Raw genomic sequence first — 24,533 nt, 5'->3', positions numbered from 1 at the left:
CCCCATCTCCCCATCCCCCCACCTCCCCATCTCCCCATCTCCCCACCTCCCCATCTCCCCATCTCCCCATCTCCCCATCTCCCCATCTCCCCACCACCAATCACCCCATCCCCGGCCAACTGGCGATCGCCTCAGTAGACCGCACCCGGTGCATGCCAGCCTGGGCGAACCCCTCAAAGGTGGCTTCTGCCTGGTCGGTGAAATCAACCACCCCTGGCACCACCACCGGGCTGGTGCAGTCTTCCAGCAAATAGACCTTTTGGGCCAAGGTGGGATTCTGGGCCTGAATCGCTTGCAATAAGTCGGCTACCGTCCAGGCCACACAGTGGCTTTTAGCCTGTCCGGCAATGATCACGGCGTCGTAGGCCAATAGGCTCTGGATCAACGGATCATTGGGTTGGGCGATGGTATTCCCCTGACCATCGTCAGTCACCTCGGGGCTCAGTACTGAGTAGTTTTCCGTCAGGGGGTGACCGCCCTTGACTTCAAACTGGGTCTGGCTTTGGCGAGCCAGGTTGTGCACGAAACAGGCCTCTTCCACCGCCGCCACTAGCGCGTGGCCAATCCCCCCCAGCATGGAATGGTAGGGCCAGATGGTCAGTGGATACTTACCCTGGGTATCTAGGGTGCGGGTGTAGTGCAGCGCGTACTCTTGCAGCTGGTCGTAGTGACCAGGGCGCAGACTATCGGCGATCGCCGGATTCACCCGCCACTTACCCTGCACCACATCGTCATAGTGAATCAGGGTCATGGGGTCCGGGGATTGGCCCTGGGCATCCACCCAAAACTCGGCATGGAACACCTGCATGGCCGTATGGGTATCCAGGGTGGGGATGATGGTCGTAATATGCCCCAGGTTTCGGTAGATGAACTGACACAACCGCTGATTATCCTCCACCGCCCCCAGCCCCGAACGACCGCCGACAAACAACTCGAAGTCGGGAATACAGAAGGTATTTTGAACATCAATCAACAGCAAAGCTAGACGCAGCTCATCCTCAGCCGCTGGCACTATGTCCTGCGCCTTGGCCCAGGCCTTAGCCTCCACTGACCGCTGTTGATAGGGCACTCGCCACACGTCCCCAACGCGATCGGGATTGAAAAATTCAGGGATAGGCCATTGCTGCTCAAACATGGCTGCCTTTAATTTGCGTCAACAGGGGAAAGGTTGGCGGTTCACGGTTCGCGGTTCACAGTTCGCGGTTTACCTTGCACCGTATACCTTTCCCCTTACACCTTAAACCCTGACCCCTAGGCTGCACATCCAGTCCTTACCCACTTCCCTCAGCCAACTTACGGCTCTACTGTTGCTAAACTTACTACGGGCACAGTTTCGCTAGCAATCAATTCGGTGCCGTCCAGCAGAGCTAACTCGGCCATAAACACCCCATCATCTTCGGTGATGTCGCCAATCAGGCCGCCTTCTACCGCGTCACAGCTAAAATTCAGACGTTTTTCATCGAAGGCCAGAGTGGCCCCCCGTCCAGCATTGAGGCAGGTGGTGCCATCCGCTAGTTCCACTGAACTGACCATGAGTAGCATGGGTTCGCTACTGGTAATGGTGGTGCCCTCGATAGTCGCTTTTTCTAGGGTGATATCCATACCCTGGTCAATGGTGATATCGCCAATTAGGCCAGCGGTATCGCCACAGGTGTAGTTCAGGCGCTTGCCTTCAAAGGCGAGGGTGGCCCCCCTCCCGGCATGGAGACAGGGGGTACCGTCGGGCAACACAATCGCAGTTTCAGCCGCCTCCGTAGGGGTTGGATCTTCGGTTACCGGGGTATCAGTATCGGCTGCGGGTTCGTCGGGCACAACACAGCCGACTAGGGTACCTAGGCATAGGCCAGCCAGTAAAGCTTTAGGAGTAAACAGGTTGATCATGACTTTCTCCTCACTCAGAATCGAATTAAAGTAACGAATTCACCGAAACATCCATCGTAGTTGGAAACTATATCGCACGAATGGGATCTTGAGCTGAACTGAGTGACAGAACATTACCGTTAACCTTAGCTTTGGCCAGAGAATAGCCCGAGGAAATACTCGTTTCCCGTTCAGGGTTGGGGCCAGCCAATCCTGGCGGGATAGCTGTGATCAAAAAAAAGCTCCACCCGAGGGCGGAGCTTTGCAAGGAGAGAGACAACATCAAGCCAAACTAAAATTGGAAGGTAGCCCGAATGGCTCCATAGAAGGTGGTGTCTTCAGGGCCGCCTAGGTTGGCATCGCCATAAATCAGGGCGGGGGTCAGGGTCAGGAACCGGCTCACAGGGATGCTGTAATACCCCTCGATGAGCCAGGGATTGTCAAGGTAGCCCACCCGCTGAGGCAGCTGACCGCCATAGACCCCAAACTGAGACCCTTCCATTAAGAAGTCATTGAAGCCCAGGCCAGCGGTCCAGCTGAAGTCATCACCACCATTGAAGTCTTGCCAGGCGGCATGGCCAGCGATGAAGAACCGACCAAAGTCCAGGTTCACCAGTCCAGCGAACGTATCCACCCGCCCTGGGTCACCGCCAAAAACCGGGGCCGAACCATCACTGCCCATGTAGGTCAGGGCGGCATTGAAGAAGCCATCCGGCAGGAAATTCAGCTGGGCAATGTACTTTTGCCCCTGGGCAGCGGTGACCCCCCGGGATGGGTCAGTGGCCCCCGAGTTGGCGGAGGCATACCCCAGGTCAAGCACCAGGCTGTCTGTAAAGGCAATATTTAAGCCAGCGCTCACTGAGTTGCCGGTGATGCCCCCGGAACTGTAGAAAGCGGGGGTACTGGGGTCGGCTACGCCAGGGCCATCAAACGGCACAATAGTGCTGGTGACCAGGTTGTCATTAGCCAGGCCTCGGGCCGCGATGGAGGCGTTAATTCGGTTGCTGATCGGGAAGCTGTAAGCCAGCCGCGCCACGGTAACGTTGAAGTTGCCCCCGGTGGAGTTCGCTAACCCGCCAAAGGGCTCCAGGAAGTCCCCATCCCCCCCTTGCAGTCGAATCCGCAGGCGATCGCGGCCCATAAAGCTGCTGTCAAAGTTGAGCCGCGCCCGGGAGGCAACGCTGACGCTATCTTCCACAATGCCACCAGCATCAAGGGTATCGAAAGGAGCCCCAATATGGAAGTCAGCCTGGCCCCGCAGCTTGGTGGTGGTCGAGAACTGCTGCGCCCGCAGGGTAGCGGTTTCCGCTTCCAGGGCATCCACCCGACCGCGCAGGGTGGCCAGTTCTGCCTGGAACTCTTCTTGCAGGCGGCGAATGGTAGCCAAGTCTTCTGGATCAAGGCCAGCCTGGGAAATCAGTACCGCCATCACATCCAAACAGGCGTTGAGACCAGCGGCAAACTCGAAACGGGTCATGCTGCGCTGACCCCGGAAGGTGCGATCCGGGTAGCCCTGGATACAGCCGTAGTTTTCGACCAAGCTTTGCAGGGCTTGGAAGGCCCAGTCAGAGGGCAATACATCGGTTAACTCAGAAACGCTGGTAATCTGGGCCAACTGCACAGAGCCTGACTCTGTTACGTAGGACTCTGAGCCTGAAACGGACTCAACCGCCCCAGCACTGGTACCCAGCAACGCTAGCGCTGCGGTTGCTCCCAAACCCGACATCAATCGCATATCTATCATCACTTTCACTCCTCAACATGGCTAGGATCCGTCCCCATTCCGAGGTCAACCTCACTGAGGGAGACGGCCGAGACAATCAGTCTGGAACCACAGCCATTACGATGAACCACCCCAAACAAGGACATCTTGCTAGACATGTCCCACATTTGAGATAGTCTTCGTTAGCCCTGGCCTAATGACTTAAAATCTCAATAAGGACCATAGCAGGATTTGGAACTATTAGCAATAATTTTCAAGAAGATAGGGCTGACGACTAGGTCCTGTTGAGTCGATGTGTACGTTAGTCAATCGAGGTTGTCCTAAAAGTGTTGGAAGCCAGTGGGTGATGGGGCTAATGGGAACCAACACAAGTCAACCCTGTTGACATTCATACTGATTTGAGTATTCCAGCTTTTAGGGGCTTAGTAAAAACAAGTCCTACGTTTGACGGGGTGTCCGGTTTAACCAGCACAAGGGCAAAACCTAAAATCTAAGCCCGATACTGTGAGCTGAGTTCTCATTCCTGAAGTATCCTTTGCGGAGAGTTCCTGGCAGTATTGAGGCTGGCGATGTCTTCTTTTCCCCAGAGTTAAGATCGGTCCATGGATATCTTGAATTTGCTCACCCGCCTGTTGTTGTGGCTGGGGATTGGTTACTTCCTGTGGTGGGTCTTAAGGAAGTTCATTCCGGCCAACTTCCTCACCTGGTTGGGGGGAGCGATTATTCTGGGGCTGATTGCCGCCTCCTTCATCGCACCGAATGACACAACCATCAATACCTTTTGGCAGTTCATTGCGTTCCCTTTGGTCCCCCTAGGGGCGGCATTAACCCTATTGGCGGTGGCTTTAGGAAAAGGGCTGAAAAAGGCGAATGGGCAAATGGTACTGGCGGCTATCTTGGTTTTGACGGTGAGCAGTACGCCCTTGGTGGCTCGGGCTCTGGTTGAGCAGTCTGAGACAGCTGTACAGCGAGCCTTCGATAATCAGCGGCGCATGTGTAGTGACATTTGTCCGGCGGTGGACGGTGTACCTGTGGACCGAGCTGTAGCCATGGTGGTGATTGGGGAAAACGCAGATTCCTATCAATTGACCAATACGCTACCGAGCCATATCGATAGAAATGCCCAAATTGATCCGGTGTTAGTGTCGCGGTTAAACAGCGCAGCGGATGTCTATACCCGCATCAGCCCCCAAGCGCGTCCCTTTGTCACTGTAACCGCAGGCCCCCGATTTAGTAGCGAAGAGGAGCGACAGCGAATTCAACAGGCGATTGAACAGCGACTGATTGTCAGAGGCGTGCCTGGAGATGCCATCCGAATTACAACCGATGGTATGAATATTCGGGACGTGGTGGTAGAACAACGAAATTTTTTACAGAACCAGGGATTATTTACCCCCCGCGACCCCGATCCCCAAAGCTTAGATCGGGGTAACCGCGAGGCTAACCGAGTGATTTTGGTCGCCCCAGCCCTGACGATGCGCCGGGCTGCTCTGGCTTTTGAAAAGGTTGATCTTCAGGTGGTGGCTTGGCCGACGGAGTTGTACAGTACCCCTGGCAGTCCGCGAGGACAGTCCATTGCCCGGCTGGGAGATTTAGTGCCTAATGTGAATGCCCTGCGCCTGACCACCCGCTACTGGCAGGAACTACTGGCCTCCATTTACTACTACATGCGAGATTGGTTACCCCCTTTCACCATGCAATGGGATGAGGTGGTAGAAACGTTGGATCCTCCCTAGTTGTAACCCCAAGCGGTACCCTGAGCATCCCCAGGACGGGGATGTGAAATTCGTCTAGGATGAAATTCGTCTAGGATAAGGAAGCAGCATCTGCAGACAGTATGGCCCGATCGCAGCTCCAAAAACTTGGCACCTACCTGAACCCCCACTGGCACAAAGCAGCCCTGGGGGTTATTGCTCTATTTATTGTCAACCTGGTAGGGGTATGGATTCCGCTGCTGATTCGCAATGGCATTGACGAGTTGCAGGTCACCTTTAGCTTTGGGCGCATCATGTACTACGCCCTGCTGGTGCTGGTGCTGGCCTCAGTGATGTGGGTGATTCGGATGGTGTCGCGGATTACCCTGTTTGGGGTGGGTCGTCAGGTGGAGTTTGACCTGAAGCAGCGCATCTTTGAGCATCTGCTACGGATGGAGCCAGCCTATTTTGCTCGTAATACCGCCGGGGAACTGATTAGTCGGGCGACGAGCGACGTGGACAATATTCGTCGTCTGTTGGGGTTTGCCATTTTAAGTTTGGCCAATACCATCTTTGCCTATGCCCTCACTGTGCCAGTGATGCTCTCGATTAACATTCGGCTGACGTTGATTTCCCTGGCGGTTTACCCGCTGATGCTGGTGCTGGTACAGATGTTTAGCCACCGGCTGCGGCGACAACAACTGGAGGTACAGGAGCGGATCTCGCGTTTGAGTGACTTGATTCAAGAGGATATGAGTGGCATCTCCCTGATTAAAATCTATGCCCAGGAAGAGAACGAGCGGCGCGCCTTTCAAACCCTTAACACCAATCTCCTGACCGCGAACCTGACTCTGGCCCGTACCCGCAATACGCTGTTTCCCTTACTAGGGGGATTGGCCAGCATTAGTCTGCTGGTAATTTTGGCCAGTGGGTCAGGGGCGATCGCCACCGGAGCGCTAACCGTAGGCGATTTTGTGGCGCTGTTGCTATATGTAGAGCGACTGGTCTTCCCCACCGCGCTGTTGGGCTTTACCATTACCGCTTACCAACGGGGGGAGGTGAGTATTGACCGGGTAGAGGCGATTCTGGATGCTGAACCCAAGATTCAGTCTCATCCGCAGAGCCAACCCCTGGAGCAGGTACAGGGGGAGTTGGTAGCCCATAATCTCAGCTATACCTATCCTGGTGCCACTACTCCGGCCCTAGATGGGGTTAATTTCGCGATCGCCCCTGGGGAGCGAATTGCCATTGTCGGCCCCATTGGTTCCGGTAAATCGACCCTGGCCAATGCCCTTCCCCGCCTGCTGGATATTGCGGCTGGACAGTTGCAGTTGGATGGCCAGGACGTTACAGCATTGCCCCTGCCGGATCTGCGTCAGGCGATCGCCTATGTGCCCCAGGACAGCTTTTTGTTTAGCACCACCATCAAAAACAACATTCGCTACGGTGTGCCGCTGATGGAATTTCCAGAGGTACAGTACGCCGCCAAACAGGCCCAAATGGATGTGGAAATTCAAAACTTTCCGCAACAGTATGACACCATCGTCGGGGAGCGAGGCATTACCCTGTCGGGGGGACAACGCCAGCGGACGTCCCTGGCTCGGGCTCTGGTGGTGGATGCGCCAGTGTTGGTGTTAGACGATGCTCTATCTAGCGTCGACAACCGCACCGCCACCGCCATTCTCAATGCTCTGTCGGAGGGCACGCAGCAAAAGACGGTGTTATTTATCTCTCACCAGATGTCCGCCGCTGCCACGGCCGATCGCATCTTTGTGATGGATCAAGGCCGGATTGTACAGCAGGGCACCCATGCCGATCTGGTGCAGCAGCCTGGGCTGTACCGCGACCTGTGGGAACAACACCAACTGGAATCAGTTTTGCAATAAGGCGATTTCCAGAAAAGCAGATCTCCACCACTACTGCCTGACAGAAATACAACCACCGTTGCTGAAAGTGTCAGGTTCTAGGTGCCAGATATCAGGCATGGTGGGCCAACTGATGCCACAGGGTACTAGAGCATATTCTCCAGTAACAGCCTCAGCTAAACACCAGCGGTAACTGGGACAGCCTTGATGGCAAAAATCCGTTCGATGGTCTCTTCTACCGAGCGATCGGGGGTAGAAGCGCCGGAGGTCACCCCAACGGTAATTGGGCCGTCAGGCAGCCAGCCCTCGGTGTGGGTCATATCCCCATGGAGTAGCTTGTGCTCGATGCGGTTGCCGGGGCCGATGCGGCTGGCGCTGTCGATGTGGTACGAGGGAATGTGGCGCTCTACGGCGATTTCTTGCAGATGGGTGGTATTGGACGAGTTGTAGCCGCCAATCACCACCATCACATCGAGATTATCATCCACCAGGTCAAACATGGCATCTTGCCGCTCTTGGGTGGCGTCGCAGATGGTGTTAAAGCTGAGGAAATGCTGGCTTAGGGCCTGGGGACCATACTTTTTCAGCATGGTATGCTCTAGCAATTTGCCGATTTGCTCGGTTTCCCCCTTCAGCATGGTGGTTTGATTGGCAATGCCGATGCGTTCTAGGTCGGTTTCGGGGTCGAAACCAGCAGAGCAGGCGTTAGCAAACTTAGCCATAAACGCGACCCGGTCACCACCATTGAGCATATAATCGGCCACATACTCCGCCTCTTTGAGGTTGAGGACAATCAGATATTTGTCGGCGAACGAACTGGTGGCGATGGTTTCTTCGTGGTTGTACTTACCGTGGATAATGGAGGTGTGAGCCTTCTTCTTATGCTTTTCTACGGTGTTCCAGACCTTTGAGACCCAAGGACAGGTGGTATCGACAATGATGCAGCCCCGGTCGTTAAGCAACTGCATTTCCTGCACACTGGCACCAAAGGCAGGCAAGATCACCACATCCCCCTGGCCTACCACAGAAAAGTCTTTTTCGCCTTCGTTGACGTCAATAAACCCTACCGCCATCTCCTTCAGCCGCTGGTTGACGCCGGGATTATGGATAATTTCGTTGGTGATCCAGATCCGTTCCGTGGGGAAGTGTTGCCGAGTCTCGTAGGCCATTGCCACCGCCCGTTCAACCCCCCAGCAAAAGCCAAAGGCTTGGGCTAACTTGATAGTGACATTGCCTCGGGTCAGCGTGTAGTTGGCATCGCGGATTTGCTGAATCAGGCCGCTGTTGTACTCCGTCTGCATCTGACCAGCAACATCTTCGCCGTGGCCAAATCCCTGGCGAAAATAGTGCTCAGAGTGATGCAGTGACCGCTTAAAGGCTTTGGTATCCATCGAATCCTCGTGGCGTGGGGCAACAGTTAATAGAATAACGGTTCAAGGCCCAGGTTATGGTTCTATGCACCTAGGAAATGTTAATGGTGTGACAAGAGTTAACTCAGGTTCGATAACGCCGACAATGTCTGCAGCTGTTATCCCAGCTATCGCTTCTAGGGCAAGTTGCACCGCATCTACCACCTGTCTGCCAATGGCCAGGACTAGCTGGCTTGGTCGTACCCTTAGGTTTCTGAGGAAGGGGACTGTTGATTAAAGGCAGGGGTGAGATAAGCCACTAAAGCGCCGATGGCAAAGCCAGCGATGTTACGAGTCAACGGCAGCCAATCGCTGGTGCGCGTTACCACTGGACCAATGCCAAAGGCCACAAATAAAATGCCCCATAGGGGTGAAAAAATGAGTACCCACTGCCAGGCCAGCACCTGGCCTGGCTTCCGAGGGTGGGCCGCAAACCCACAGACGACACCGCCCACAATCGAGGTGATCAGGGTTAAAACCCACTGCTCTTGGGGCAGGCCAGGGACCACATTACAGCCTCCCTGGCGCAGGCATCCTTCGATAGATTCGAGAGCACTTAGGATGGATAAGTCTTCGCCATTTTCCCGCACAAAAAACTGATTGCCATAGCGGGTTTGCAGCTCAATCCAAAACGTACGGGGCAACAGGTCGTAGACGGCATCACCGACGCTGAAATTGAGTAAATTACCCCCTCGCGGATCCGCTACCAACATAATGCTGCGATCGTCCAAGCCCCAAAAGTCTTTGACAGCGCGACCAGGGGTGCGGTCGTACTGGGTCAGGACTCGCAGTTTCCAACCGGTCTCGGTCTCAAACTGAGAAATCTCGGAGTTTAGGTCTTCTTCTTGGCGGGAACTTAAGGATTTGGCCAGATCAATGATGGCCGTAGCTTCGTCAGGTAACAACTCTGGATTGTCGTAAGCCTGGGCTGGAGCCATAGGCCCCAGAATGCCAAGACAAACCAGACAAACTAATACCCCTTTCAGCAGATATCTCATAATTCCATGCCACTGTGAGTTGACCATACCGTGCTCCTTGGGCGCTTCCACCCCAGGAACCACAGCTCATGCATCATTCCTTGAGCTTAAGCCCTAATAGGTTGCATCCCTTAATGTAACCGATAACTTTGTTTACAGATGTTTACATCTCTCTCATCTTAGAAGTCCCCAGGGTAAGCCGTCAATCGAGGGGCCTGGGCTGGGGATCGGCGTCTGTTTCGGGGTTGGGCGGCTGAGACGGTACCGAAGGAGAGCGTAACTGTGACTGATCGGGGGCGGGAGTTGGCAGGGACGAGGCAGGGGAGTTCAGCCCTGGCTGATTCCCCTGGGTCGCCCTGGGGGTGGGTAGCGTAGACGGGCGATGACCGAGATTCTTGGGTTTGGGTTTGGGGGATGGGGTAGTCTTAGTCCAGGCTCGCCAGGCGGCTCTGGCTCCGGCCCAGGCGCTCTTGGTGCCGGTGTTAACCGCTTTGGCTTGCTGTCGGGCTGAGGTGAACCCTTGGTCAACCTGCTTCACTACTTGACCAGCTTGGTGTATCCCGTCGTTAAGCTCATCGGTGAGTTCGGTTAGCTCTAGGCCGGTGAGGCGAATGGCTTCTAGGGTGGGGGGTAATTCTCGGCCCAGGGTATCAAACAGCTTTTCAGCACTGCGAGCCGCTCGGCTCAGTTCCCGCATGGCTGGAATGGCCACCATTAAAACGGCCGTTAAACTAACGGCAACGAGCAATAGGGACAGGGCTAGCCAAAAGAGTGGATCGGCCAAAATGTCAACTCTCCCCCTCAGGGCTAGTTCTGATCTGGGTCTGGGGTGGTCACCGTGGGACGACTGAGGTGTTCGTACTCTTGACGACTGGCCGCTTGGCCAGCGGCGATCGCGACCCGTAGCCGTTGGAGGGTGTGCTCCCAATTGGTCAGAGCGGTTTCCGAAAGTTTGTCTGCCTGGAGTTGCACGGTTGCTGACAAGTCTTCCACCAGTTCCGGTAGGGCATCGGCAGACTTGCGCAAGATTTTGCGGGTTTCCCGCCCAGGACGCGGAGCCATTAGTAGCCCGGCAATGGTACCCATGGCGGCCCCCACAACCATGCCACCCACAAAGCCTCCAGACTGTTTTTCGCTCATGGGATTCTCCCAATAACCACTGTGTACCCTTGGCTATCCCCCATTCCTGTAGAGAAAGCTAAGGCCATCCTACCGCCTTTCTCTCGATGTAGACCGTCGCTGGCTGGGGCGGCGAGCTAGCCGTCGTACTCGCCGCCCGACCACAGGCAATAAGCTAATCACAACCATCACCTGTCGCAGCTGCTGGATCTGCTGCCTCAGCCGTTGATAGTGGTATCGCACCTGGGCCGTGCCCCGCTGACCGCGCAAAATCGTCGGGGGCAGGGTATCGGGGTTGAGGCTGTGATCGGTGTGATGCTCCCAGGTGGTTAAGGCATTGGCGATCGCCCCGAGGCTGCGCCGCAGCTGCCACAACCGCCAGGCCCCGTAGAAGCAGCCCAGGGCAATGACCAGATTTAACCCGATAGCAATCACAATCACAGGGATAGACGTCAAAATTTGGTGGGACGTAGGGGGCAATGGCGCGGCTGTGCTTAGATCCGGTTTATATTGGCAGATCATATCGAGATTTCGGGCTGGTTGCAGTAATTTGGATGGCGATTAGGGTAGGGCCATGGAGCAAACCATTGCAAATCGACTAAAGGTGGATTCTAATCGCGGGGTTGATCAACCGTCAGGCCGTCCCCATTTACCCTACAAGACCCTAACCGCCGCCCTGGTGCAGGCCCAGGGGAATACCCTAATTACCCTGATGCCGGGTACCTATAGCGCCGCCAGTGGCGAGCGTTTCCCGATTACCGTGGGGGACGGCGTAATCGTGGTAGGGCACGAAGGTAACCAGGGGCTGGGGATTGGCATTTCGGGGGGAGGTGCCATGGCTGGACAGCCAGAGTCTGTAGCCCTGGTGGTGCGTGGTACTGGGCAAGTGCGGGGAGTCACGGTGCAAAATCCGGATGGTATTGGCTTACTCGTGCCCCAGGGAACGCCATTGATTCGCAGTTGCCGTGTGAACCAGTGTGGGAGCGCAGGGGTGCAGGTGAGAGCTCAGGCGGCACCGTTGATGCTGCGATCGCTGGTGGAAGAAGTTCAAGGGATGGGCCTCTGGTTTATCGGCCAGGCAAAGGGGGAAGTGCGGGACTGTACAGTGCGGCGCTGCCACCAAGGCATCGTCCTAGAGGCCCAGGCGGCCCCCCTGTTACTGGCTAACCAATGGGCCAATAATCAAGTGGGGATGATAGTGCGTGGTACCGCCAATCCCGTGTTGCGCCAGAACCGACTGATTCAAAACCAACGGCTGGGGCTGTGGCTACAAGAGCAGGGACGCCCGGACCTGGGCCAACCTGAGGATGGGGGGGACAATACCTTGCGCTACAACCAGGAGGCCGACATCCGTAACGACACGGCGCAACCCCTAACGGTAGTGAATAATGACCTGGTCCCCCAAGGGCTGATCGGCTCAGTCACCCTGGCACCAAGTCAGTCCCCGGACCCGGCAGCAGTGCCCCCTGGGTTACTCGATCAACCGGTGTCTGAACCGCCCCCAGTTTCGCCACCTCCCCCGGTCTCGCCGCCATCTTCGGCTGCCAGCCGGTTCCCGGACACCCAAGGCCACTGGGCAGTCCCTTACATCGAGGCCCTGGCCGATCGCGACTTGATTAAGGGCTATGAGGATGGTACCTTTCGCCCTAACCAGCCGGTGACCCGAGCCCAGTTTGCCGCCCTGGTGGCCACCAGCTATGGCCAGGTCTCTGCGGTGCGATCGCGGCTGAACTTTGTGGATGTACCCCCTAACCACTGGGCCCACCAGGCGATTGACCAGGCCCAGCGGCGTGGTTTTTTGGGGGGCTACCCAGACCAAACCTTTCGTCCCGATCTAGCCATGGCCCGGGTGCAAGGGCTAGTGGCCGTGGCCACTGGCTTAAACCTACCGCCAGCCCCGGCTAGTGTGTTGGGGCAATATCGCGATCGGGCCCAAATTCCCAGCTATGCCATTGATGCGGTGGCCGCCGCCAGCCAAAAAGCCCTGGTGATCAACTACCCTCAACCCGACCAGTTGCGGCCCCTGGCGGCGATGACCCGAGCCGAAGTAGCAGCGTTGATTTATCAGGGCTTAGTGGCCCAGGGAGACGCCCCCGCTCTCGCCGCCGAGCAGGGGGTACAACCCCAGGGCCAGCCCACATCCCGACCTGGTACCTTGGGCTCCTTCCCCGATATCCAAAACCATTGGGCCAAAGCCTATATTCAAGGACTGCTCAGCCAGGCGTTGATCAGCGGCCAGGGGGATGGCCGATTTTACCCTGACCAACCCATGAGTCGAGCCCAGTTTGCGGCGCTGATCAACCAGGCATTTGCCCCGGCCCCCCGCCGCCCTGCGATCGCGTTCCGGGATGTGCCCCCCGACCACTGGGCCGCCACCGCTATTCAGCGAGCGAATCGGGGGGGCTTTGTGGCTGGGTTTCCGGATCAGACCTTTGCCCCCGACCACCCCATGTTGCGGGTCCAGGTGTGGGTGGCGTTGGTGAACGGGTTGGGTCTCGGGGGCGATCGCCGAGGGGATACTTCTGTCCTAGAGCCATTTGGCGATCGCAGCCTGATTCCCGAATATGCCCGCGAACCCATGGCCCAGGCAGTACCCCTGGGGCTGGTGGTGCTGGGGCCTGATACCCCTCAGTTACAACCCAACCGGGTGGCCAGTCGAGCCGATGTGGCAGCGGCAGTGTACCAAGCCCTGGTGCAGCAACGTCGCCTTCCAGCGCTCTGAATCAACCCACTGTACCCCTCTAAACTAGGGATGACCCCCATGGGGATCGGCCCTGACCCTTAACATGCAAAGATAGAAACTTACCGATTGGAAGATTTGATAAGGATATCTGGTATGGCCGAAATACAATTTTCCCGTGGTGTTGCTGAACCGGTGGTGCCTGACGTCAGGCTTACCCGGGCCAAGGATGGCAGCGACGGTACCGCCACCTTCTACTTCGACTATCCCGAAGCCCTTTCGGAAAATGGGGTGGAAGTGACTGGGATGTACCTGGTGGATGAAGAAGGGGAGTTGGTTACCCGCGATGTGAACGGCAAGTTTATCAACGGTGAACCCGCTGGCATTGAGGCAGTCTACGTGATGAAAAGCGAAGCTGAGTGGGATCGGTTTATGCGGTTTATGAACCGCTACGCCGAGCAGAAGGGTCTGGGCTTCACCAAGAGCTAGCACGGCCTGGCCATGTCTCATCCCCAACCGTTGACTAGCCCCGTGGCCTGTGCCGTGATTACGGTGAGCGATACCCGCACCTTTGATAGCGATCGCAGTGGTCAGTTGATTCAGGCGCTATTGCATCAGGCGGGCCATCAGATCAGCGACTACCGGATTGTGCCCGATGAGCCCCTTTCCATCGGCCCGTTGTGTCAGGGCCTGGGGGCTCAATCAGACGTGGATGTGATTATTTTGACCGGGGGCACTGGCATTGCCCCTCGAGATACCACCTACGACGTAGTCGCCACCCTGCTCGACAAAACCCTACCGGGATTTGGGGAAATTTTTCGGCAGCTCAGCTTTCAGGAGATTGGTTCTCGGGCGATGGCATCCAGAGCGGTAGCTGGCGTCTATGGCTCTACCCTGGTGTTTTCCCTACCAGGCTCTAGCAAAGCGGTGCAGTTGGCCATGGAGGCGCTGATTTTGCCGGAACTGCCTCATCTGGTCAGTCTACTGCGATCGTGAGGACAAACCTGGAGACGTAAGGAAATTTTTAGGACGGTTTATTGAGAGCCGCTATAGTCGAGGGGCAGAGGGGATTATCCGTAACTCCCTATGAGTGCAATAACGCCTTAACTTGTCATCAGGTGTTACAGTTTCAAGCTTAAATCACTGCCGACGTTGACACTGGCCCCATCTTGCACCGCTTCTAGAGACTGGCCAGTGGGTTCAATCCGCAGGCGATCGGTAATCACAGCAGCGACAACACAGGCTAAAGCCAACCCGGCCAACAGCAGCGGTAGGCCCCAGGCGTTCGCTAAAATGGGCAGCACAATAGTAGCCAGCACCGCCCCTGCTTTGGCAAAGGCCGCTGCAAACCCATCTTGCGCGTTAGTGGGGAGTTGTCCAGACGCTGTTCAAAGGACCCAGGGCTTACCATATTCATGACCATTCGCCTTTACAGAGATGAGACTTGCCCAGGCACATTATCGGCGGCTTTGATTACTTGATCTCAGTGGACTCTTGGCGCAGCAGGATGATGGTGAGGTCGGTCTGCAGGGCAATTTCTAGGGGAATGTTGCCCTTCAGGACTTGGCTGAGCAGATTTTCTCGGGAGGCCCCCAACAAAATGGCATCGCTATGGCACTGCTGAGCCAGGTCTACCACAGCCTCTGCCACGGACGGATGGGTCAACACATGGGTGGTGACTGGCCGGTGTAGGGTAGCTTCCAGATGGTCGGCCATTTCACTCAAGTGATAGGGGGTCAGGCACTGGCCTTTTTCAGGATGGCATACGGTACAGAGCTGAATCTGGGGAGACTGACCTAGGGTTAACAGCCCCGGCAGCAGGCGATGGGCACTCTGGGCATTGGGACCGCCAGCGGTGGGAATCAGCCAGTGGTTAAAGGTTAAATTGCGGCCCGGGCGCACGACGAGTACTTGGCAGGGGGCCTGACGAATCAGAGTGTCGACTACACCACTAATTACCCGACCGGGGGTGAGGCTGGGATGGTGCCAGCCCATCAATACCAGGTCAATGTGGCGCTCTTTGATCACCTCCAGCAGGGTGCGACCGACTTCGTGGGCAGCCCGCACCTGAAAGTGTACTGACAGACCACTAATGTCGGCATAGGTGGCCGCCAGTTGTCGCAGGGGTTCTACCTCTTGCAGGTCAATGCGAACCTCGGCCGGGGAAACGCTGCGGGGCACCGATCGCACATGGATGCATTCCAGTTCGTAGTGAAAGCTTTTAGCCAGGGCCGCTGCTATTTTGACTAAATCTGGGGCGGTTTGGGGGTCCGCCAGGGGCACCAGTAGTCGCCCCTGGCCAATGGCTGGCCCTTGCTGTTGAAGCACCACATAGGAGGGTTCTGCCTGGGGACCTAACTTTTGTAACTTGCCACTGACCTGGTCAGACTCGGCCCGAATAATGTCGGCTCGGGTAATGATACCTACCAGTTTTTGCCCTTCGGTGACAGGCAGACGACTAATTTTGAGCTGGTTGAGCAGGTGCAGAACCCGGGGTAGGGTGGCCTCGGGGGTGACGCTGACTGGGTTCGGGGTCATGATATCGGCGAGAGTCAGGTATTGATCGAGCCCCTGGGCTGTTGCTTCCCCTAGGTCACTTTGGGTAACGATGCCCACCAAACGCCCCTTTGCTAAGACTGGAAAGCCCCGGTGGTGCGATCGCGAAAAGGCTTGCACCACCTCTGGTAGGGTCATTTGGCTAGACAAGGTCTCCACCCGCCCCTGCATCAGGTCTGACGCTTTTAGATCAGCCCAGGGGTTATTGGCCTGGCCTACAGGCTCGATGTGGATCCCGTGCATCGCCAGTAGTCGGTTATAGATCGACCCGTCATTGGTGCGATCGGCAATCAGATAGGCAATGCCGGAGCCAATCATCAACGGCAAGACCAGGTTAAAGTTAGCCGTCATCTCAAACACAATCACGATCGCAGTGATTGGCACCCCGGTCACGGCACTAAAAAAGGCTCCCATCCCGGTAAGGGCATAGGTAGTGGTGCTAGCGAGTTGATCGGGGGGTAGCCAGGCTCCAAAGCCACTGTAGGCTCCTTGGGCCAAGACACTCACCAAGCCTCCCAAGGCCGCCCCTAACACCAGGGACGGGGCAAAAATTCCGCCCGAAGCGCCAGACCCGTAGGCCAGTAGAGTGAGCAGAAATTTGGTGGCAAAGGCGATCGCGATTAGCTGCCATCCGGCCGAACCCGTCACTAAAAACTCTTGTAAACCTGTATTGTCGGTCGCAGCTACCGGCACAAACACTCCCACCACACCGGTCACCAACCCGGCTAGACCAATGCGTCCAGGCAGCCCTAAGTGCTTAAACTGTCGAAAAAAGCGAAGGCTGCCAAAAATTCCCCGCCGAAACAGAGCCCCCAACACCCCTGCCAGCAACCCCAGCACAATAAAAAACGGCAGGTCGTATAGCGATAGGCTGATAGACCTGGCATCCAACGGTAAATTCAGCCCCTGGCCCCCCAACAAGCGAGACACCACCGCCCCAATAAATGAGGCCAAAATAGCACTGCCCAGGGTCAGCCCTGAGAAATCTTGCAGCAGCTCTTCTACCACAAACAACACCCCGGCAATGGGGGCATTGAACCCCGCCGCTAGACCCGCCGCCGCCCCAGCCGAAATTAACTGGCGACGGTACTCTGGGGAGGTGGGCACCCAGCGGCTGAGCTGAGCCGCTAACCCGGCCCCGATTTGCACCGTCGGCCCTTGCCGTCCTAAAGACAACCCCGACCCCAGGGCTAGCAGCGTACTGAGCAGCTTTACCAGGGCTACCCGCAAGTTCAGCGGTACTGGGGCAAACCCCAACACAGCCTTGACTTGGGGAATACCGCTACCGGAAGCTTCTGGCGCCAGCCGTTCCACCAACCAACCCGACAGCCAACCGCCCCCCAACCCCAGGGCTGGCAACACCAGCCACAGGGGCAGGTCAGATGACATACGCCACAGGGCCAGCCACTCTACCCCTTGTTTCAGCAGTACGGCGGCCAACCCGGACACTAACCCAATGATGCAGGCTTCGGCAATGGCTACCCGTTTACGGCTGAGAAAGGGTTCTAAGCGTTTTCGCAGCATGCTAGGGACAAAGGGCAAATCATGACAGTAGCTCTATAGTCGACCAGCGGCGGCATCCCCAGCAAGCCTCTGGGGGGATTAGGCGTGGGCCTGACACCATCTTATCGGCCAGGCCGGCTCGAAAGTGTTTTGGTGAAGTATCATCAGCAGTAGGGTCAGCCCAACTTAACAAGCTTAAGTAAATGGCTTAAGCCTGTTCCAAGGCTCTATTCCAATTCGTAGAATATTCGTGGAATAGATGTAAGTCGAGGTTAACCTAAGGGGCATACTGAGTTATCAGTTAGTTGAACTTACGGTCAGCGCATGAAGGATTCCAACCCAGGCGATCAAAAGCAGCTACTGCTCATTGACGACGACCCCAATTTGATCTTGCTGGTCAAAGACTATCTCGAGTTTCGTGGCTATGAGGTAAAAACTGCCGGCAATGGCCGTGAAGCTTTGGATGTGCTGGAAACGGCAATCCCAGACATGATCATCTGTGACGTGATGATGCCTGAGATGGATGGTCATACGTTTGTGCAGCATGTGCGGGACAACCCTACTACTGAATGGATCCCGATTTTATTCCTGTCTGCCAAGGGGCAGAGTCAGGACCGGGTCAAAGGGTTAAACACCGGAGCCGATGTGTACATGGTTAAGCCGTTTGAGCCAGAAGAGCTGGTGGCCCAGGTGGAGTCCTCCCTAAAGCAAGCCTCCCGGCTGATTAAGCAGCAGATTAAGAGTGGTGGCGGCCCTGCTATTCAAGTTCCTTTTGATGTCGAGCTAACCCCGACCGAGCTGCGGGTGGTGCAGTTTGTGGCCCGAGGCATGGCCAATCGTGAAATTGCCCAGGAACTCCAGGTCAGTCAGCGCACCATCGAAAGCCACGTCAGTAATATGTTGGGTAAAACTGGCCTCCACAACCGCACCGAATTGGCTCGCTGGGCCATTGAAAATAATAAGGCTTAAGTCCCAGACTAAAGCTCTATCTTTTCAGTGCAGACCCAATCACAATCTGACCATTTTTGTTTTTATCCTTTACTGTCCCTGTAAACTTGAGGCCCTGTAAACTTGAGGCAACCGGTACCAGGGTAAATGAGGATTTAGAATGATGCTCTCGATGATACTCCCACTCGTGCGGACACTGCACCAGGCCATGCTTCACCCAGGAGCTCGATCAGGCGGCGGACACCATGGAGCGATTGGCCAATCTGCGGGTTAAGATACGAGAACAGCAGGCGGATCCGAAAATCAGTCATAGCCATTCCTTCGGGCCAAGTCTGTTTTTGGATAAAGTATTAGCAGGATCAGCCTACCCCTTAATCGCTGTGGGAGAGCATTCGCCAGTGACAGATGCTGTAAATTTCAACGCCAGCCCCAAAACAACAGTAGTCCTGCAGTCTGACGACGCTCCACGGGCCATGCTAGCGATTCGGTGTGCTGTGGAAAAAGAAATTGCCCGGTTGGAACAAGGTCGAGATTTTGCCCTGACTCGTCTTCAGCAGTTTGAAGCCCAATACAACATATCCTCAGCCAGGTTTGCTGAAGAGATGACCGCTGAAGACGTCGCTGGGGGAGATTTAGAATATGTCGAATGGGTGGGAGAATATCGCCTCTTTCAGCAGCTTGTCGAAGATTTAGCTCTATTGAAAAGCCTAAGCTATGTCTCTGGCTAGCTTTGTTACCCAGGTTAGAGCAGACTTGCAGCGCCTGGACGACTATGGCTTGGCAACCCAAGTTGATATCTCAGAGGAGATCCGCCTGAGTTCACAAGCGGTTCTACGAGCGACAGTTCAATTTGGCGAACGGCAGCATTATCCCGGCAGATCCTCCAAAGATTCAGGCTTTAGTGGAGGAGGTGATGGATTGTATGGCGCGCTGACCGTAAAGGTCTAAGCACATTAGAGACCCGGCTTTGCAAACCGCAGCCATTAACCCAAAAATTGCAATGGTCAGGTATGCGCCGCAAGGTGCAAGGTGTCAGGCAAAACCGTGAACCGTGAACCGTGAACCCCAATAACCCACCCCTGCCCACTTCGACAGGTTGCCCCTCCGGGGCCGCTACACGCTAGCGAAGCCATGCCGCAGGCTATACAGCGCAGGCCTCCCAGGAGGGGATCCTGAAACCCAACACCCAACACCCCTTCCTACGGCAACAACTGCCGCGCTGGAGACAGGGCATTGCGGGTACCAGCGGGCGACAAGGCTTCAAACTCCAGCAAAAACGGCTCGGCTTCGTCGGTCAGGCGGGCGTGGTTGAGCTGGGCGAATTGAGAGTAGCTGTGGCCTGCCTGCACGTAGCCCAGTTGAGTGGGGGTGAGCTGGGCCAGGTAGGGATCGCGATCGGGTGGGGTGGCGTCTCGGAGGTTGGCATAGAGCTGTTCTCGTTCGCGGCCGACCAGAAAACGGCGATCGCCTGCTTCCACCTGGCGATGGGTCTGGGGAGCCAGGTACTCAATCCGAGGAAAGTTGTCGGTGTTGAGGGGGGCGTCGGCAAACAGGCCGCTGGCCGTGAGGTTGCCGACGTAGAGGCGCAGCAGCAAGGCTTCAAAGTACTCGTCGGGCAGGTCGGCGGCGTTGGGCCACTGGGCCAGCAGGGCTCGCCCCTGGCGCACCGCCACCGCTGGGTCCAGGAGGGCAGGCTGCTTTTGCCCCACCAGGGCCACAATCGAGCGGCTCGGCCCCAGGTCGCCGCGCCACACCACCACCTGGGGAAACACCGTCGCCATGGTGCGGGCGATGATGGCAAACTCCCGCTCTGACACTTGGTAGAGGGGAATCCACTGCACGTAGAGGCCGTCGGGTTCCAGGCGGTCCAGGGCCATGCGGTAGTGTTCCAGGGTGTAGAGGTTGCCGGTGCCCCGCTCCCAGGGGGTAAACAGGTCGCTGATGATCAAGTCGTAGGTGGCGCGGCTGCGGCTGAGGCAGTTGCGACCATCCTCGGCGTAGACGGTCACCCGAGGGTCCTCAAACAGGCCGTAGATCCAGCGGCCAAAGTGCCGTTCCGCCAGATCCACCACCTCCGGCAGCAGTTCGCACACCACCACCTGCTCCGGGTTAAAGGGCAGGGCGGCCCCGGCGGTAATACCCGTGCCCATACCCAGGTAAAACACCGAGCGGGGATTGGGGTGGGTCAGCAGTGGCACCACGGTTTGGTTTTGCTCCAGGTGCAGGTGGCGGGAGCTGCCCAGGGTGTAGTAGCTGTTGACCCGAATCGCGCGATCGCCCCCTGATTCGACCACCGTCACCGTGGCGTGGGTGCCCTCCTGCACCTCCACCAGGCGCTCGTTGCCCCAGACGCCAAAGGTGACCGCCTGCACGTTCTCTAGGGTGAGACTGGCCAGGGCGATCGCCGCCGCGATCGCCAGTGCTCCCAGCCCCAGACGGGGCCAACTCCGCCGTTGCAGCACCAGCCCCGCCAGCATCAGCGGGTAGAGGGCGGCCAGCAGCATCAAACTACGCCAGGTACCCAGGGTGGGCAACAGCACAAAGCCGGTGAGCAAAGAGCCCGCGATCGCCCCCACCGTATCTGCCGCCACCAGTCGCCCGATTACCTCCCCCGGCTGGCGGGGGTCGGCCTCCAGCAGTCGCATCAGGTAGGGCAGCACCGTGCCCAGCACCACCGCCGGTAGCAGCACCACCAAAGCTGCCAACCCGGCGACTTCCGCAATGTAGTCCCACCAGCCCAGCCCCCGCCCCAGGTAGGTGAGGCCATCGGTGAGGCGGTAGAAGCCCCAGGCGGACACCACCGTGACCAGGCTGGCCAACCCCAGGAGCGTGCCCAGAATCACCGGCGGGGACAGACGGGACAACCGGATGAGTTGGTTCGCCACCCCAGCCCCCACCGCCAGGGCCAGCAAAAAGCAGGACAGCACCAGGGCATAGGTGTAGGCGGAGTTCTGTAGAACCTGGGAAAACAGCCGGGTCCAGAGGATTTCGATGCCCAGGGTGGCAAAGCCGGAGAGGAAGGCGAGGGGGAGGGGGGAGGGGGTGTGTGGGTGGATGGGTGTGTGGGTGGATGGGTGGATGGGTGGATGGGGTGCCGTAGGGGCAGACCGGTGTGTCTGCCCGGGTTGGCGATGGGGCGCATGGGCAGACCGATGTGTCTGCCCAGGATCGCGAGGAGTTGGTGGGGGAGATGATTGAGCCGCCAGGAGGAGGGCGGTGAGGCCGACGGTGAGATCGAGGGCGACGGCGAGGAGGTAGGCGTTGCGGAAACCCAGGGGCAGGGGCAGGATGAACCCGGCGGTGAGGGCACCGGTGGCGGAACCGGCAGTATTGACCGCATAGAGGCGGGTGCCGACGTTGCCCAGGGCTTTGGGGTGGCGCACCAGATGCTGCACCATCAGGGGTAGGGTGCCGCCCATCAGAAAAGAGGGGGGAAACAGCAGCGTGGCGGCGATCGCTCCTTTAGCCACCGTATTCAGCCAGAGGGAATCGCCAAAGTGGTCGTAGAGCAAGGGGTAGAGGGCATGGTAGCCATCGATCAGCACAAAGTGCCCCAGGGCGGTGACGGCCACCCCAATTTCTACCCAGCCAAAGCCCCGCAGGCTAGAGGTCATCTGCGGGGCGCGGCGGCCCCAAAACCAGCCGCCACTGCCCAGCCCAGCAAAAAAGATCGCCACCGTCAGTGCCGCCGCCTGGGCCGTACTGCCCAAGAGCAACCCCAGCTCCCGCACCCACATCACCTGGTAGACCAGGGCCGCGAAGCCGGAGACGAAGAATAGGCTGAGGAGGAGGGGCATGGGGGGATGGGGGGATGGGTGGATGGGTGGATGAGTGGATGGGGTGAGGGGGTGACGGGGGGGATGGGGGGATGCGTAGGGGCGGACCTGTGTGTCCGCCCTGGTGGGGAAATGGGGAAAGAGGAGAATTTTGGATTTTCGATTTTGGTATCCCCTCCTGGGAGGGACAGAGGTGGGGCAACCCAATTTTGAATTTTGAATTTTCGATTTCAGCATCCCCTCCTGGGAGGGGCAGGGGTGGGTCAGCCCGACACCCGACACCCGACACCTGCCCGCCTTCTGCCTTCATCCTTCTGCCTTCATCCTTCTGCCTTCATCCTTCTGCCTTCATCCTTCTGCCTTCCCCTACGGTTCCTCCCGCCACAGCACTATCAGCGTGCCGCCGCTTATGGGCACCAGGTTGAGGTACTGCCGCAAGGGTCCACATTGGGTGGCATAGACGGCGCCGCCACCGGCTTGCTGGTGGGGGGAGGTGGATAGGGCATTCACATCGCAGGCGGCGGTGTCAATCAGCTGGGGCTGAATCAGCTGGGCCAGGGCCTGGGTGGGGCTGTGGCGGGGCAGCAGCACAAAGGTTTCCAGGTGCGATCGCGCCTTTCCCTGCTCATCCACAAACAGTGCCGCCTGGTAGGGGGTGCCGAATAGCTCTAGGGTCTCGGCCAGGGAGCCAGCGTCTAGGGTGCGATCGCTGAGGCCGTCCCAGAACTGGTAAAACTGGGTTGGCTTGGCGGAGTTGTCGTCGGTTGGGACGGATTCAGCAGGGGGCGAGGGCATCACCGCCGCAGCGGCGGTGGGTTTTTCCAGTGGCGATGGGGAGTTCTCTCTATTCATATCTCTATTCAGGTAATGCCCATCCGGCGGTGTCGGTGAATGGACGGGAAGCGGATCGAGTTGCTCTGGGTGCTGAAGCTCTGGGTGCTGGCTGGTTGAGGTGCCCTGGGCCGCAGAGGGCGGCTGATCGGGCTCGCTGGGTTGCTCTGGTGGACTCGGTAAGGAAACGATGGCAATATCTGTGACAGTGGAATTGGTTGCTTCAGCCGCCAGCGGCTGCTCTGTGGCCGGGTGGAATCTAGGGGCAGGCAGCTGCAACAGCAAACCGTGCCCCGCCAGCGATAGCCCCAGGGCAAACAGGTAGCAGCATGACCTAGACAGCCCGGGCACCATAGCGCGGCGATCTCCAACGTTGACAGCATTGGCAGATCAATTCTAAGCTCTGATGGGAAAGAATGAAAATCATTATCATTCTGGTGCAGCTATGCCCATGACAAACGCCGCCCGCTCGGTTGGAAAGGTTCTACTGATCACCACCCTGAGTCTGGTGGGCAGTGTACGGCCGGGGCTGGCCGATCGCCCCCGGGTGGTAGCCAGCCATAGCGTTCTGTGCGACCTGGTGGAGCAGATCGCCACCGATACCATCGACCTTACTTGCTTGATGCAATTCGACGATGATCCCCATGTCTACCAGGCTCGGCCCTCTGACCGACGGGCGATCGACGAGGCCGACCTGGTATTCTACGGCGGCTACAACTTTGAGCCCTCGATTATTGACATGATTGTAGCCACCCCCAACAGCGCCCCTAAGGTGGCGGTGGGGGCGATGGCGGTGCCCAGCCCCCTAATGGGTGAGCATCATCACCACGGTCACGATCACAGCCACGGTCCTCCACCTGGCGAGGATGTCGGTGACCTTACCCTAGTCCACGACCACGACCACGGCCACGACCACGATGATGACGGCTTAGTGCCCGACCCCCATGTGTGGCACGACGCCCGCCATGGTATCAGTATGGTGTTAGTGATCCGGCGCTACCTGATTGACCTGGTGCCCGACCAGCGCCGAGGTTTGAATTACCACCGTAATGCCCAGGCGATTGTCGATCAGCTAGAGGTAATCGACCAATGGATCAATGCTCAAGTGGCCACTATTCCACCTGAGCATCGCACTCTGGTTACCACCCACGATGCCCTGGCCTATTATGGTGACGCCTACGGACTCACCATCGAATCTGCCCTGGGCAGCATCAGCACCGAGGCCAGCCCCTCAGCCGCCCGGGTTGCTGAAATGGTGGATCTGGTGAAGGAAACTGGGGTGCCCACTGTCTTTGCCGAAGCCACCAGTAACCCCCGCCTGATGGAAATTCTGGCGCGGGAGGCGAACGTCACCCTGGCTGAGCAGTCCCTTTATGCCGATACCCTGGGTGAACCGGGCACCGCCGCCGCTACCTACCAGGGCATGCTAGTGACCAACACCTGCACCATTGTCGAAGGGCTTGGCGGGCAATGCGACCTGAGCCAAGTTCAGGCTCAGGGCTGGGCGGAGGAAGGGTGAATTCTGGTATTCATCTCCCTGGCTGACGGAACTGCCTGACGCGGTGCGATCGATTTCTCCAAGTATTTCACTA

Annotated in this window: 20 protein-coding genes; 8 read left to right on the top strand and 12 right to left on the bottom strand. The window is 57.5% G+C overall.

Going from position 1 to position 24,533, the window contains the following annotated elements:
* Positions 1-100 precede the first annotated feature (100 nt).
* The 3 genes from E1H13_RS12940 to E1H13_RS12930 all read right to left on the bottom strand — a co-directional run bounded on the left by E1H13_RS12940 (position 101) and on the right by E1H13_RS12930 (position 3,604).
* Positions 101-1,135, bottom strand: a complete 1,035-nt coding sequence (locus tag E1H13_RS12940) for an isochorismatase (protein ID WP_169613829.1) — start codon at positions 1,133-1,135, stop codon at positions 101-103.
* Positions 1,136-1,293: 158 nt separating this feature from the next.
* A complete protein-coding gene (locus E1H13_RS12935; protein ID WP_169613828.1) occupies positions 1,294-1,881 on the bottom strand; it encodes a hypothetical protein in 588 nt (195 codons plus the stop codon).
* Positions 1,882-2,152: 271 nt separating this feature from the next.
* Positions 2,153-3,604 carry an iron uptake porin gene (locus E1H13_RS12930; RefSeq protein ID WP_240966610.1) on the bottom strand — a complete coding sequence of 484 codons (1,452 nt, stop codon included), beginning with the start codon at positions 3,602-3,604 and terminating at the stop codon, positions 2,153-2,155.
* 581 nt (positions 3,605-4,185) lie between these two features.
* On the opposite strand from E1H13_RS12930, the gene E1H13_RS12925 reads away from it, so the two are divergent.
* On the top strand, positions 4,186-5,319 hold the full coding sequence (locus E1H13_RS12925) for an ElyC/SanA/YdcF family protein (RefSeq protein WP_169613827.1): 1,134 nt from the start codon (positions 4,186-4,188) through the stop codon (positions 5,317-5,319).
* Between the two features lie 101 nt (positions 5,320-5,420).
* Positions 5,421-7,163: an ABC transporter ATP-binding protein gene (locus tag E1H13_RS12920; protein WP_169613826.1), complete on the top strand. Its 1,743-nt coding sequence runs from the start codon at positions 5,421-5,423 to the stop codon at positions 7,161-7,163.
* Between the two features lie 155 nt (positions 7,164-7,318).
* On the opposite strand, the gene E1H13_RS12915 is transcribed toward E1H13_RS12920, so the two are convergent.
* The 5 genes from E1H13_RS12915 to E1H13_RS12895 all read right to left on the bottom strand — a co-directional run bounded on the left by E1H13_RS12915 (position 7,319) and on the right by E1H13_RS12895 (position 11,103).
* Positions 7,319-8,533, bottom strand: a complete 1,215-nt coding sequence (locus tag E1H13_RS12915) for a 4-hydroxy-3-methylbut-2-enyl diphosphate reductase (RefSeq protein WP_169613825.1) — start codon at positions 8,531-8,533, stop codon at positions 7,319-7,321.
* Positions 8,534-8,757: 224 nt separating this feature from the next.
* Positions 8,758-9,489: a TPM domain-containing protein gene (locus tag E1H13_RS12910; protein WP_206070436.1), complete on the bottom strand. Its 732-nt coding sequence runs from the start codon at positions 9,487-9,489 to the stop codon at positions 8,758-8,760.
* A 241-nt stretch (positions 9,490-9,730) separates the two neighbouring features.
* Positions 9,731-10,312 carry a hypothetical protein gene (locus tag E1H13_RS12905; RefSeq protein ID WP_169613824.1) on the bottom strand — a complete coding sequence of 194 codons (582 nt, stop codon included), beginning with the start codon at positions 10,310-10,312 and terminating at the stop codon, positions 9,731-9,733.
* 23 nt (positions 10,313-10,335) lie between these two features.
* Positions 10,336-10,668: a YtxH domain-containing protein gene (locus E1H13_RS12900; protein WP_169613823.1), complete on the bottom strand. Its 333-nt coding sequence runs from the start codon at positions 10,666-10,668 to the stop codon at positions 10,336-10,338.
* A 69-nt stretch (positions 10,669-10,737) separates the two neighbouring features.
* Entirely contained in the window at positions 10,738-11,103 is a 366-nt protein-coding gene (locus E1H13_RS12895; RefSeq protein WP_169613822.1) for a hypothetical protein, read from the bottom strand.
* 118 nt (positions 11,104-11,221) lie between these two features.
* On the opposite strand from E1H13_RS12895, the gene E1H13_RS12890 reads away from it, so the two are divergent.
* From E1H13_RS12890 to E1H13_RS12880, 3 genes are all read left to right on the top strand, one after another.
* On the top strand, positions 11,222-13,369 hold the full coding sequence (locus tag E1H13_RS12890) for an S-layer homology domain-containing protein (protein ID WP_169613821.1): 2,148 nt from the start codon (positions 11,222-11,224) through the stop codon (positions 13,367-13,369).
* A 114-nt stretch (positions 13,370-13,483) separates the two neighbouring features.
* Positions 13,484-13,816: a photosystem II reaction center protein Psb28 gene (gene psb28, locus E1H13_RS12885; protein ID WP_169613820.1), complete on the top strand. Its 333-nt coding sequence runs from the start codon at positions 13,484-13,486 to the stop codon at positions 13,814-13,816.
* 12 nt (positions 13,817-13,828) lie between these two features.
* Positions 13,829-14,323 carry a MogA/MoaB family molybdenum cofactor biosynthesis protein gene (locus E1H13_RS12880; protein ID WP_169613819.1) on the top strand — a complete coding sequence of 165 codons (495 nt, stop codon included), beginning with the start codon at positions 13,829-13,831 and terminating at the stop codon, positions 14,321-14,323.
* Positions 14,324-14,448: 125 nt separating this feature from the next.
* On the opposite strand, the gene E1H13_RS12875 is transcribed toward E1H13_RS12880, so the two are convergent.
* Positions 14,449-14,646 (bottom strand): hypothetical protein, encoded by a 198-nt coding sequence (locus E1H13_RS12875; RefSeq protein WP_169613818.1) that lies wholly within the window; start codon positions 14,644-14,646, stop codon positions 14,449-14,451.
* Between the two features lie 154 nt (positions 14,647-14,800).
* Positions 14,801-17,407, bottom strand: coding sequence for a chloride channel protein (locus E1H13_RS12870; protein WP_169613817.1), 2,607 nt, complete (start codon positions 17,405-17,407; stop codon positions 14,801-14,803).
* A 303-nt stretch (positions 17,408-17,710) separates the two neighbouring features.
* Here E1H13_RS12870 and E1H13_RS12865 point away from each other — a divergent pair, with 303 nt between their 5' ends.
* On the top strand, positions 17,711-18,355 hold the full coding sequence (locus E1H13_RS12865) for a response regulator transcription factor (protein WP_169613816.1): 645 nt from the start codon (positions 17,711-17,713) through the stop codon (positions 18,353-18,355).
* Between the two features lie 224 nt (positions 18,356-18,579).
* A complete protein-coding gene (locus E1H13_RS12860) occupies positions 18,580-19,062 on the top strand; it encodes a hypothetical protein (protein ID WP_169613815.1) in 483 nt (160 codons plus the stop codon).
* Positions 19,063-19,533: 471 nt separating this feature from the next.
* Here E1H13_RS12860 and E1H13_RS12855 read toward each other — a convergent pair whose 3' ends face one another.
* Entirely contained in the window at positions 19,534-22,131 is a 2,598-nt protein-coding gene (locus E1H13_RS12855) for a fused MFS/spermidine synthase (protein WP_169613814.1), read from the bottom strand.
* 345 nt (positions 22,132-22,476) lie between these two features.
* Positions 22,477-23,295, bottom strand: coding sequence for a hypothetical protein (locus E1H13_RS12850; protein ID WP_169613813.1), 819 nt, complete (start codon positions 23,293-23,295; stop codon positions 22,477-22,479).
* Positions 23,296-23,386: 91 nt separating this feature from the next.
* Between E1H13_RS12850 and E1H13_RS12845 the strand changes: the two genes are divergently transcribed.
* On the top strand, positions 23,387-24,460 hold the full coding sequence (locus E1H13_RS12845) for a zinc ABC transporter substrate-binding protein (RefSeq protein ID WP_169613812.1): 1,074 nt from the start codon (positions 23,387-23,389) through the stop codon (positions 24,458-24,460).
* Positions 24,461-24,533 lie beyond the last annotated feature (73 nt).

Source organism: Nodosilinea sp. P-1105 (assembly GCF_012911975.1).
In the GTDB taxonomy this organism is placed as follows: Bacteria; Cyanobacteriota; Cyanobacteriia; order Phormidesmidales; family Phormidesmidaceae; genus Nodosilinea.
The sequence above is the reverse complement of the archived record's forward strand: the minus strand, read 5'-3'. Positions and strand labels throughout refer to the sequence as shown.

Coding starts and splice junctions, on each gene's coding strand:
- E1H13_RS12920 (WP_169613826.1), top strand. CDS start 5,421: ATGGCCCGATCGCAGCTCCAAAAACTTGGCACCTACCTGAACCCCCAC.
- E1H13_RS12855 (WP_169613814.1), bottom strand. CDS start 22,131: ATGCCCCTCCTCCTCAGCCTATTCTTCGTCTCCGGCTTCGCGGCCCTG.
- E1H13_RS12865 (WP_169613816.1), top strand. CDS start 17,711: ATGAAGGATTCCAACCCAGGCGATCAAAAGCAGCTACTGCTCATTGAC.
- E1H13_RS12930 (WP_240966610.1), bottom strand. CDS start 3,604: ATGATAGATATGCGATTGATGTCGGGTTTGGGAGCAACCGCAGCGCTA.
- psb28 (WP_169613820.1), top strand. CDS start 13,484: ATGGCCGAAATACAATTTTCCCGTGGTGTTGCTGAACCGGTGGTGCCT.
- E1H13_RS12845 (WP_169613812.1), top strand. CDS start 23,387: ATGCCCATGACAAACGCCGCCCGCTCGGTTGGAAAGGTTCTACTGATC.
- E1H13_RS12910 (WP_206070436.1), bottom strand. CDS start 9,489: ATGGCTCCAGCCCAGGCTTACGACAATCCAGAGTTGTTACCTGACGAA.
- E1H13_RS12880 (WP_169613819.1), top strand. CDS start 13,829: ATGTCTCATCCCCAACCGTTGACTAGCCCCGTGGCCTGTGCCGTGATT.
- E1H13_RS12850 (WP_169613813.1), bottom strand. CDS start 23,295: ATGGTGCCCGGGCTGTCTAGGTCATGCTGCTACCTGTTTGCCCTGGGG.
- E1H13_RS12870 (WP_169613817.1), bottom strand. CDS start 17,407: ATGCTGCGAAAACGCTTAGAACCCTTTCTCAGCCGTAAACGGGTAGCC.
- E1H13_RS12935 (WP_169613828.1), bottom strand. CDS start 1,881: ATGATCAACCTGTTTACTCCTAAAGCTTTACTGGCTGGCCTATGCCTA.
- E1H13_RS12900 (WP_169613823.1), bottom strand. CDS start 10,668: ATGAGCGAAAAACAGTCTGGAGGCTTTGTGGGTGGCATGGTTGTGGGG.
- E1H13_RS12915 (WP_169613825.1), bottom strand. CDS start 8,533: ATGGATACCAAAGCCTTTAAGCGGTCACTGCATCACTCTGAGCACTAT.
- E1H13_RS12940 (WP_169613829.1), bottom strand. CDS start 1,135: ATGTTTGAGCAGCAATGGCCTATCCCTGAATTTTTCAATCCCGATCGC.
- E1H13_RS12860 (WP_169613815.1), top strand. CDS start 18,580: ATGGAGCGATTGGCCAATCTGCGGGTTAAGATACGAGAACAGCAGGCG.
- E1H13_RS12925 (WP_169613827.1), top strand. CDS start 4,186: ATGGATATCTTGAATTTGCTCACCCGCCTGTTGTTGTGGCTGGGGATT.
- E1H13_RS12890 (WP_169613821.1), top strand. CDS start 11,222: ATGGAGCAAACCATTGCAAATCGACTAAAGGTGGATTCTAATCGCGGG.